Raw genomic sequence first — 10,775 nt, forward strand, 5'->3', positions numbered from 1 at the left:
CGTACGACCAAAGTACTACCGCCGATTCGTCCTGTGCCAATTGACCCTGTCGAGGGCACGCGGGACTCTTTGACTGTCTTTCCGGGAGAGAGCACCTCATGAAAGGGTTTTCCAAAATAGGCTGGGCGGCCCTCGCCCTGCTCGGCGCCTTCTGTCTGGGCACCGTGGCCCTGCGCCGCGGCGAACACATCAATGCGCTGTGGATCGTCGTCGCCGCGGTTTCGCTGTACCTGGTGGCCTACCGCTTCTACAGCCTGTTCATCGCCAACAGGGTGATGCAGCTGGATCCGACCCGGGCCACGCCGGCGGTGATCAACAACGATGGCCTGGACTACGTGCCGACCAACAAGCACGTATTGTTCGGCCACCACTTTGCCGCCATCGCCGGCGCAGGCCCGCTGGTCGGCCCGGTCCTGGCCGCGCAGATGGGCTACCTGCCTGGACTGCTGTGGCTGGTGGTGGGCGTGGTGCTGGCCGGTGCGGTGCAGGACTTCATGGTGCTGTTCCTGTCCAGCCGTCGCAACGGCCGTTCGCTGGGCGACCTGGTAAGAGAAGAGATGGGCCAGGTACCTGGCACCATCGCGTTGTTCGGTGCGTTCCTGATCATGATCATCATCCTGGCGGTGCTGGCGATGGTGGTGGTCAAGGCGCTGGCCGAAAGCCCGTGGGGCATGTTCACGGTAATCGCGACGATGCCTATCGCCATCCTGATGGGCGTGTACATGCGCTATATCCGCCCCGGCAAGATCGGCGAGATCTCGGTGGTCGGCCTGATCCTGCTGCTGGCCGCGATCTGGTACGGCGGCAAGGTCGCCGCCGACCCAGTGTGGGGCCCGGCGTTCACGTTCACCGGCACCCAGATCACCTGGATGCTGATCGGCTACGGCTTCGTCGCATCGGTGCTGCCCGTGTGGCTGTTGCTGGCCCCGCGCGACTACCTGTCGACCTTCCTCAAGATCGGCACGATCATCGCGCTGGCCGTCGGCATCCTGATCGTGATGCCGGAACTGAAGATGCCGGCGCTGACCCAGTTCGCCGCCAGTGGCGACGGCCCGGTGTGGAAGGGCGGCATGTTCCCGTTCCTGTTCATCACCATCGCCTGCGGTGCGGTCTCTGGTTTCCATGCGCTGATCTCCTCCGGCACCACGCCGAAGCTGCTGGCCAATGAAGCGCACATGCGTTACATCGGCTACGGCGGTATGCTGATGGAATCGTTCGTGGCGGTGATGGCGCTGGTCGCGGCCTCGATCATCGATCCAGGCATCTACTTCGCGATGAACAGCCCGGCGGCGGTGATCGGCGCCGATGCGGCGTCGGCGGCGCACTACATCACCAACACCTGGGGCTTCACCATCACGCCGGAGCAGCTGACCGCGACCGCGGCGGCGATCGGCGAGCCGACCATCCTGCATCGTGCAGGTGGCGCACCGACACTCGCGGTGGGCATCGCGCAGATCCTGCACGAAGCGATCCCCAGTGGCAGCGACGCAATGATGGCGTTCTGGTACCACTTCGCGATCCTGTTCGAAGCATTGTTCATCCTGACCGCGGTGGACGCCGGCACCCGTGCCGGACGCTTCATGCTGCAGGACCTGCTGGGCAACTTCGTCCCGGCGCTGAAGAAGACCGAGTCGTGGACCGCCAACATCATCGGCACCGCCGGCTGCGTGGCGCTGTGGGGCTACCTGCTCTACACCGGTGTGGTCGATCCGTTCGGCGGCATCCAGACCTTGTGGCCGTTGTTCGGCATCTCCAACCAGATGCTGGCCGGTATCGCGCTGATGCTGGGCACGGTAGTGCTGTTCAAGATGAAGCGCGACCGCTATGCGTGGGTCACTGCGGTACCGGCGGTGTGGCTGCTGATCTGCACCACCTATGCCGGCTTCATCAAGATCTTCGACAGCAACCCGGCGCAGGGTTTCCTGGCACAGGCACACAAGTTCCAGGCCGCGCTCGCCAGCGACACGATCACGGCGCCGGCCAAGTCGGTGGCGCAGATGAAGCAGATCGTGGTCAACGCCTACGTCAATACCGGCCTGACCGCGCTGTTCCTGCTGGTGGTGGGCGCAGTCCTGGTGTATTCGATCAAGACCATCCTGGCGGCACGCCGCAATCCGCAGCGCAGCGACCGCGAGACCCCTTACGTGGCGCTGAAGCCGCATGAAATGGTGGATCTGTGATGAGTACGCAACTGGTTCCCGCCGGCCAGTACCAGGCGCACCGCCGCATCTGGCGGCGCCTGGTGCAGACCGCACGACTGTGCTGTGGCATTCCTGATTACGACAACTACGTCCGGCATATGCTGGAAAAGCATCCGGACCAGGAGCCGATGGACTACAAGACGTTCTTCCGCGAGCGCCAGGAAGCGCGCTACGGCGGACGCAATGGTGGCCGCTGCTGTTGAGGGCCGGGACGGCCTTTTCGCAGGCAAAAGAAGGCCGAGCGCGTGCTCGGCCCTACACGGGCAGAGCGGGTTCGCGGCGCACGCCGCGAACCCGCAACAGGAACGTCCGGTCAGAACTCAGGCGCCGGCCATCCACTTCAGGATCAGGCCGGTGACATAGGCCAACCCGGTACCGGTGGCATAGCCCACCGTCCCCAGCAGCACCCCCACCGGCGCCAGCGTCGGATGGAAGGCCGCGGCCACCACGGGAGCCGAGGCGGCCGCCCCGATGTTGCCCTGCGAACCGATCGCGAAAAAGAACAACGGCGCGCGCAGCAGCTTGGCCACCACCCACAGCACCAGCACATGCGTAGCCATCCAGATCGCGCCGAGCAGGAACAGCCACGGCCGATCCAGCAGCGACAGCAGGTTCATCTGCATGCCGATGCAGGCGATCAGGAAGTACAGGAACACCGTGCCCAACCGCGATGCGCCTGCGGCTTCCAGCCGGCGCGCGCGGGTGAAGCTCAGGCCCAGGCCCATCGCCGTGGACAGCAGGATCACCCACACGAACTGGCTGTCCAGGCTGAACTGGCTGGCCCAGCTGACGTTGGCCTTGAACCAGCCCGACAGCGGTGCGGCGATGGCGTGGGCCAGGCCGACGCCACCCAGTGCCACGCCGACGATCACCATCAGGTCGGTCATGCTGGGAATGCGCGCGTTCTGTGCCTCGTAGGCGCTGATGCGTGCCTTCATCTCGTCGATGGCGCGCGTATCGGCCCCGTTGCGGGTGTCGATCTGCTGCGCGCGGTTGGCCAGGAACAGCAGGATCGCCATCCACAGGCTGGCGCAGGCCACGTCGACCACGGCGAACTGGCCGAAGGTGGTGGCGTCGGTGCCGAACACCTCACGCATGGCGACCATGTTGGCGCCGCCACCGATCCAGCTGCCGGCCAGCGCGGCCATGCCGGCCCAGGTATCACCGGCCACCGTTTCCGGATGGATCAGCTTCATCAGCTGGAAGGAGACGATCGCACCGAGCATGATGCCAGCGGTACCGGCACAGAACACAAGCAACAGCTTCGGCCCCAGCTTGATGACGCCCTTGAGGTCGATCGACAGCGTCAGCAGGACCAGCGCGGCCGGCAGCAGCACGTCACGCGCGACCGGGTTGTACAGCGAGGTGTTGTGGCCATCGATGACACCGGCGGTGTTGTAGATGGCGGGGATGAAGTAGCACAGCAGCAGTGCCGGCACCCAGGCGAAGATCTTCTTCAACAGCGGGGTCGGACCACTGGCGGCCCAGAAGATCAGGGCCAGGGTGGCGGCAATCAGGCCCAGTCCAACGATATCGTTGCTGATCAGGGCAGTAGCGGGTTCGGTCGGCATGGGATCCTCTGTCGATCGAAGGAGCGGGAAAAAAAAGCGCCGCATGAAGCGGCGCAGGTCGAGATTAACACTGTCTTCACGTCGGGTCATGCCGCAGCGCGGAGCAGGTCGGCCGTCCGATCAAGCGGGGCGCGAAGCGCCGAAGTCCAGGGTGACACGCGTCCCGCGCGGTTGGCGGGGCTGCAACTGCAGCGTCCAGCCCAGGTGCTCGCACAGCCGCGCGATCAGGTCCAGGCCGATGCCACTGCCTCGATCGGCACGCTCGCCGCGGGCCATGCGCGCGTGGATCGCCGCGATCTCCTCCGGGCTCATCCCGTGCCCGGGGTCCTGCAGGGTCAGTACCGCCGACGAACTCAGCTGCAGCTCGATATGGCCGCGGCCGCTGTTTTCGATGGCATTGCGCAGCAGGTTGCCGATCGCCGCCTGCACCACCGCCAGCGGCGCGACGATATCCACCGGCGCAGCCTGGATGCCGATGCTCAGGTCCTTGTCGCCGAGCAGGTAGCGATGGTCGTCGACGATCTCCGGCAGCAGCTGGTCCAGTGCGATGCGCTCGGCACGTGCGGCCAGGCGCGCGGGATCACGCGCCAGCACCAGCAGCAGCTCGATCAGCTGCTCCACGCTCTGTGCCGTGCGCAGCACCCGCTGCATCTGTTGGCGGGCACGTTCGGGCAGGCCCGGTTGCTCCAGCGCCAGCTCGGCTGCACCGGTCATCACTGCGATCGGCGTGCGCAGTTCGTGGCTGGCGGTACTGATGAAGACCCGCTCACGCTCGACGAACTGCTCGTTGCGGTCCAGGTAGTCGTTCAGCGCATCGGCGATGGTGTGCAGCTCGGAACTGCCGCGCGGGTCGACCTCGATGCGCTGGCCCTGAACGCCCGGCCGCAATGCGCCGATGTGCTGGGCCAGCAGGCTCAACGGGCGCACCATGCGTTCCATGCCGAAGGACGCCATCAGCACGGTGACGAAGATCATGATCACCCCGGCCAGCATCACCCAGCGCGTGGCGAACTGCTCCAGGTCATGGAAATCGGAGATGTCCAGCGCCAGCGCGACCCGTCCCATCGACCGGGTCTCGCGCACCATCACCGCCGTCTCCCGGCCTTTGATCATCACGCCGTCGTGAAGGCCCGGATGCAGCGTACGCAGGCTGTCAGGCAGGTTGACTGCATCGAAGCGGTACAGGCTGAGCGTGTCCGAATCCTGCCAGCGATAGTGCGGTTCATGCTCGACGTGCTCGACGATGCTGTCCAGTTCGGAATTGAGCAGCGCGCGCCAGGCGGCATGTTCGGCGTGTTCGTGCACGTAGTTGCCGACGCTGAACACAGCGATCGACAGCAGGGCCAGGTAGCCCAGCAACCACCACACCACGCGCCGGTACAGCGGGCCTGGCCTACGCGCCTTCATCATCACCCTTGCCTGCATCGGCGGCCGCGGTCACCGCAAGGCGGTAACCAACCCGCGGCAGGGTGTGGATCAGCTTGTCGGCAAACGGACCATCGACGCTGCGGCGCAGCTCATAGACATGCGAGCGCAGCAGGTCACCATCCGGTGGCTCGTCGCCCCACAGGGCGAACTCCAGCTGTTGGCGGGTGACCGCACCGGGGCTGGCGCGCATCAGCACCTCCAGCAGCTTGCGGCAGGCCGGGTAGAGGTGGAGCACCTGACCACCCCGCTGGGCTTCGAGGGTCGCCAGGTCCAGCACCAGGTCGCCCACCTGCAGGCGCTTGCGCGGGTTCCGGCCCTGCGCACGCAGCAGCAGCGCCTCCAGCCGAACTTCCAGCTCGGGCAGGGCGAACGGCTTGGTCAGGTAATCGTCGGCACCCGCGCGGAAGCCGGTGATCTTGTCCGGCAGTTCGTCGCGCGCGGTCAGCATGATCACCGGCACCTCCGAAGCCTGCTCGGCGCGCAGGCGACGCAGCACCTCCGGCCCCTCCATGCGCGGCAGCATCCAGTCCAGGATCACCGCGTCGTAGGGATGGCTGCCGGCCAGGTGCAGGCCGGTGATGCCGTCCGGGGCCACGTCGAGCACGTGCCCGCGCGACTCGAAGTAGTCGAACAGGTTGGCCACCAGCTGGCGGTTGTCCTCGATCACCAACAGACGCATGCACGAAACATCCACGGAAGTTCGTACCATGGTAGCGCTGCCCATGTCGGAATGCGGTCGTCCCGGCCTCCTCTGACGCTTTTCCAACCCCCGCCACCTCAGAATGGCCGTTTTTGCTCCCGGAGCCTGCCGTGCCCGTAGCCCTGCCCCGCCGTTGGCGCCTGCCCCTGTTGTGGCTGTTGATCGTTGCTGCGCTGGCAGCGGGGATCGGCCTTCGGCAGCCGCAGCCACCGGACGAGCCGCGCTTCGTGCTGGCGGCCCGCACCATGGTCGAGAGTGGGCAATGGCTGCTGCCGCACCGGGGCGTGGAGCTGTATGCGGAGAAGCCACCGGTCTTCATGTGGCTGCAGGCGGCGGCCTACGAGATCGTCGGCAGCTGGCAGTGGTCGTTCCTGCTGCCGTCGCTGCTGGGCGCCCTGCTCAGCCTGTGGTTGGTGTCGGATCTGGCACGCCGACTGTGGTCACCGCGGCATTCCCTGTACGCCCTGGCGGCGCTGTTCTGCACCCTGCAGTTTGGCCTGATGGCCAAGCGCGCGCAGATCGACATGGTGCTGGTCGGCATGACCACGGTGGCCCTGTGGGGCTTGATGCGCCACCTGTGCGAACGCCGCAACCTGGCTGCCTTGTGGCTGGCGGGGTTCGCCGCTGGCCTCGGCACGGTGACCAAAGGCGTGGGTTTCCTGCCGCTGCTGATGGTCCTGCCGTGGTTCGGCTGGTGGCTGTACCAGCGTCGCCGCGGGCGCAGCGTTGACGGCCCACACCCGGCAACGCTGCTGTGGCTGATCCCGGCCTTCCTGCTGGGCGTGTCGGTGTGGCTTGCGCCGCTGGGCTGGGCCCTGCTGCACACGCCCAGCGCCGAACTGCAGGCCTACGCGCATGAGCTGTTGTTCAAGCAGACCGGTACCCGCTATGCCAACGCCTGGCACCATCGCCAACCGGCCTGGTACTACCTGCAGGTGATCCTGACCCTGTGGCTGCCGGGCAGCCTGCTGCTGCCGCTGCTCTTCAAGCCGTGGTGGCGCCGCATCCGCCGGGGCGACCGCCGGCAGTGGCTGCTGCTGGGCTGGGCGCTGCTGGTGCTGGTGTTCTTCAGTGCCAGCCCGGGCAAGCGCGAGGTCTATGTGCTGCCGATGCTGCCTGCGATGGCACTGGCGGTTGCGCCGTTGTTGCCGGGCTTGCTGCGCCGGCTGTGCGTGCGCCGGTATCTGTTCGGCTACAGCGTGGTGCTGATGCTGGCCACCGGCGTGCTCGGCGTGATGCTGATGACCGAGCACCCGTGGGCCTTGGCGCAACTGGAGCGCCGGGCCATGCCCGATACGCTGCTGCCGGTGCTGGGTGATGGCCTGCTGACCTTCGCCATCGCGCTGGCCACGTTGGCCGTCTGGTTGCGGGTGCGCCGCGCCACGACACTGGTGCTGCTGACCCACGGCATGCTGTGGATGCTCTACGGCCTGGTGCTGATCCCGGCACTGGATCCCTACGCATCGGCATCGGCGCTGATGCGCCGCGTCGGCGCGCGGATCGGTCCGGACGCCGAACTGGCGCTGGTCGCCTGGCGCGAGCAGAACCTGCTGCAGGCTGACCGCCCGGTACGCGAGTTCGGCTTCAAGCGGCCCTGGGCCGAGCAATGGCACGATGCCGGCCCCTGGCTCGCCGAAGCGCCGGACAAGCGCTGGCTGCTGGTGCTGGACGAGGCGATGAGTCCCTGCGTGGATCCGGCCAAGGTGATCGACATCGGCATGGCCAACAGGAATCGTTGGCAACTGCTTCCCGGTACGGCCTGGGACCCGCAATGCCACGCCGAACGGGCCGGCTCGACCGCCGAAGAAGACTGAACGTTGACTCGTGCCGGGGAAATCATTAACCCGGCGCGAACGAGCGTCCGACCCTTCTCCGACATGCAGGTGACGAGCATGGCTGCGGATTCCCGAACCCGCCTTCCCTCAGCATGCCCGTTCGTCCCCTTGATTCGATCGCGCCGCTTGCGACATCGCCACTGGCGTCAAGATTCGCCGTAACTCACTTTTGGCTGCCTGTCGCAATCGGTCTGCCCGTGTTTGCGCTGCTAATGGGGTTCGGCGGCGACCAGTGGGTGGCCGATCACCTGTTCCGCCTTGAGGGCAGCCGATGGGTGCTACAGGACGCCTGGATCACCCGCAGCGTCGTGCACAAGGCCGGTAAATGGTTGAGCACTGCGGCGGCGCTGGTCGTGCTCCTGCTGTGCTTCCATCACTGGCGTAAAGGACGCGATCACACCCTGCGGTGGGCGCTGCTTTATGTCGTACTTGCCCTGGCGCTGGGCACCGGCGTGATCTCCCTGCTGAAGTCGCTGGTGCCGATGGAATGCCCTTGGGACTTGCTGCGCTACGGCGGCCACCAGCCATTTATCGGGCTTTTCACCGCACGCCCCGCTGGCATGGCCGCGCAGGCCTGCTTCCCGGCCGGGCACGCCAGTGCCGGCTACGCCTGGCTGTGCCTGTACTACTTCGCCCTGCTATGGCGCCCGTCGTGGCGCTGGGCCGGGTTGTGGATCGGCCTCGGCGCCGGTTTGGTGTTCGGCATCAGCCAGCAGCTGCGCGGAGCGCATTTCCTTTCGCATGACGTCGCCACTGCATTGATCTGCTGGCTGCTTTCGCTCGGCCTCTATCTGATCGTCAAGCGCGTCCTGACACACCGTCAACTGAACCATGCCAACCGTCAGGAGGCAAACGCATGAGCGCATCGGTCCAACGGCCCGCCCGCCTCCCCGCCCTTGCGGGTCTGCGCCACTGGCGGCCGCAGCTGTCCACCGAAGCGCTGATCGCGCTGACCAGCCTGTTCTTCGCGGTGGCCGGCAATGGCCTGTTCTGGCACAGCGCGATGGCCAGCCATCCAGGCAGCCTGCGCTACGCGCTTTCGCTGCTGCTGTTGCTGCTGGGTGCTCACGGCGTACTGCTGGGCATCCTGGTCTGGCGCTGGAACGCCAAGGTGGTGATCAGCCTGTTGCTGCTGGTGACCGCATTCGCCGCGCACTACATGAGCCGCTACCACATCTACCTGGATGCGGACATGCTGCGCAACGTGCTGGCGACGGACCCCAAGGAAAGCCGCGAGCTGATGACCGTGTCGCTGCTGTGGCCGGTACTGCTGCTGGCGGTGCTGCCGATGATCGTGCTGTGGCGCGTGCAGCTGCGCCGTCGCAGCTGGGGCCGCAGCCTGCTGTGGCGCCTCGGCTTCCTGGTGGTGTCGGCGGTGACTGCCGTCGGCGGCGCGTTGATCTCGTTCCAGGACGTCTCGGCACTGATGCGCAACCAGCGCGAAGTGCGTTACCTCGCCACTCCGGCCAACGTGCTGCTGGGCATGCCGCGTGCGCTGCGTGGCGACAACCCGGTGCAGCGCGCACCGAAGCTGCCGATCGGCACCGACGCCAAGGCCACTCCGCGAGCGCCGGCCAGCAAGCCGCGCCTGCTGGTGATCGTCATGGGCGAGACCGTGCGTGCGCAGAACTGGGGCCTCAACGGTGGCCGCAACACCACCCCGGAACTGGCGCAGGCCAGCGTGATCAATTTCCCGGACATGCATTCGTGCGGCACCAGCACGGAGGTCTCGCTGCCGTGCCTGTTCTCGCCGTGGGGCCGCCACGACTACGACGAGAAGAAGATCCGTGCGCACCAGTCGCTGCTGCACGTACTGAACCGCGCCGGCATCGCGCCGCTGTGGCGTGACAACCAGTCCGGCTGCAAGGGCGTGTGCGAGGGCCTGGACTTCCAGTCATTGTCCGACGCCACCACACCCGGCCTGTGCGCCGATGGCCGCTGCATGGACGAGATCCTGCTGCAGGACCTGGCCACCCAGGTGCGTGCGAAGCCCGGCGACCGGGTCGTGGTGCTGCACCAGCTGGGCAACCACGGCCCGGCCTATTTCGAGCGCTATCCGCCCGCGTTCCGCCGCTTCACCCCGACCTGCGACACCCGTGACATCGGCCGCTGCTCGCGCGACGAGATCACCAACAGCTATGACAACGCGGTGTTGTACACCGATCATTTCCTGAGCAAGACCATTGCTACCCTGCAGGGCATGCAGGATTACGACACGGCGATGATCTACCTGTCCGACCATGGTGAATCGCTGGGCGAGAAGGGCCTGTTCCTGCATGGCGTGCCGTATGCGATCGCACCGGCCGAGCAGACCCGCGTACCGATGACGATGTGGTTCTCGCCGGGCTTCGCCAGCAGCCGTGGGTTGGACCTGCAGTGCGTGCGCAAGCGTTCGGCGGCCTATACCGACCACGACAACCTGTTCCCGTCGGTGCTGGGCCTCATGCAGGTTAAGACGGCGCTGTACGAGCGCGACCGCGACGTGTTCGCCAACTGCGAAGGTTGAGGGGTGTTTGGCAGGGCTTGCAGCCCTGCACCTGCGGTAGTGCCGGCCGCTGGCCGGTAGCCTCGACAGCGACAGCGACAGCAACAGCAACAGCAAAAGCAAAAGCAAAAGCTGGCATTCCGTGGATTGGCGGGGTGGGTCCGGTTGCGGGGGACGCTGCAAGTCCCCCTCCGGGGCCCGGCCCAGCCGCTGGCGGCTGTGCGTTCGGGCGCTTGCGAAGCAATGCTTCGCAAGCAAAGCGCCCTCACCCATGTAAGCTCGGTCGCCGCATCCATGCGGCTCACGCTCCCGCAACCGGACCCACCCCGCCTTCGACAGATTTTCGCGATCTGTCGGAACGACGCATTGCCCTGGTGGGTGTCGACCTTGGTCGACACAGTAGATCCACGCCATGCGTGGATGACCCATTCGATATCTGACAGATGTGTCGACCAAGGTCGACACCTACCGACAGCACACGGAATCTGTCAGAGGTGGGGCGGTGTCGGAGTGCGGGGTGTCAGCCGCATGGGCCCGAGGCATGCCTCGGGCGGG

At 66.4% G+C, this 10,775-nt stretch carries 8 protein-coding genes; 5 read left to right on the forward strand and 3 right to left on the reverse strand.

Annotated features, from left to right (window positions below; translation table 11 throughout):
* Positions 1–98: 98 nt before the first annotated feature.
* Positions 99–2,180 carry a carbon starvation CstA family protein gene (locus tag AB839_RS13945; RefSeq protein ID WP_061479816.1) on the forward strand — a complete coding sequence of 694 codons (2,082 nt, stop codon included), beginning with the start codon at positions 99–101 and terminating at the stop codon, positions 2,178–2,180.
* Positions 2,180–2,404, forward strand: coding sequence for a CstA-like transporter-associated (seleno)protein (locus AB839_RS13950; protein ID WP_005410613.1), 225 nt, complete (start codon positions 2,180–2,182; stop codon positions 2,402–2,404). Before AB839_RS13945 ends, AB839_RS13950 begins: the two co-directional genes overlap by 1 nt.
* 117 nt (positions 2,405–2,521) lie before the next feature.
* Here AB839_RS13950 and AB839_RS13955 read toward each other — a convergent pair whose 3' ends face one another.
* From AB839_RS13955 to AB839_RS13965, 3 genes are all read right to left on the reverse strand, one after another.
* Complete coding sequence (locus AB839_RS13955) at positions 2,522–3,772, reverse strand: DUF819 family protein (RefSeq protein ID WP_005418276.1); 1,251 nt, start codon at positions 3,770–3,772, stop codon at positions 2,522–2,524.
* 120 nt (positions 3,773–3,892) lie between these two features.
* Entirely contained in the window at positions 3,893–5,179 is a 1,287-nt protein-coding gene (locus tag AB839_RS13960) for a HAMP domain-containing sensor histidine kinase (RefSeq protein ID WP_061479822.1), read from the reverse strand.
* A complete protein-coding gene (locus AB839_RS13965) occupies positions 5,166–5,879 on the reverse strand; it encodes a response regulator transcription factor (RefSeq protein WP_061479817.1) in 714 nt (237 codons plus the stop codon). The genes AB839_RS13960 and AB839_RS13965 overlap by 14 nt, the downstream gene beginning before the upstream one ends.
* Positions 5,880–6,010: 131 nt before the next feature.
* Between AB839_RS13965 and AB839_RS13970 the strand changes: the two genes are divergently transcribed.
* From AB839_RS13970 to AB839_RS13980, 3 genes are all read left to right on the forward strand, one after another.
* Complete coding sequence (locus tag AB839_RS13970) at positions 6,011–7,714, forward strand: glycosyltransferase family 39 protein (RefSeq protein WP_061479818.1); 1,704 nt, start codon at positions 6,011–6,013, stop codon at positions 7,712–7,714.
* A gap of 113 nt (positions 7,715–7,827) precedes the next feature.
* A complete protein-coding gene (locus tag AB839_RS13975) occupies positions 7,828–8,595 on the forward strand; it encodes a phosphatase PAP2 family protein (RefSeq protein WP_061479819.1) in 768 nt (255 codons plus the stop codon).
* Positions 8,592–10,241, forward strand: coding sequence for a phosphoethanolamine--lipid A transferase (locus AB839_RS13980; RefSeq protein ID WP_061479820.1), 1,650 nt, complete (start codon positions 8,592–8,594; stop codon positions 10,239–10,241). The genes AB839_RS13975 and AB839_RS13980 overlap by 4 nt, the downstream gene beginning before the upstream one ends.
* Positions 10,242–10,775 lie beyond the last annotated feature (534 nt).

Source organism: Stenotrophomonas sp. DDT-1, from assembly GCF_001580555.1.
In the GTDB taxonomy this organism is placed as follows: domain Bacteria; phylum Pseudomonadota; class Gammaproteobacteria; order Xanthomonadales; family Xanthomonadaceae; genus Stenotrophomonas; species Stenotrophomonas sepilia.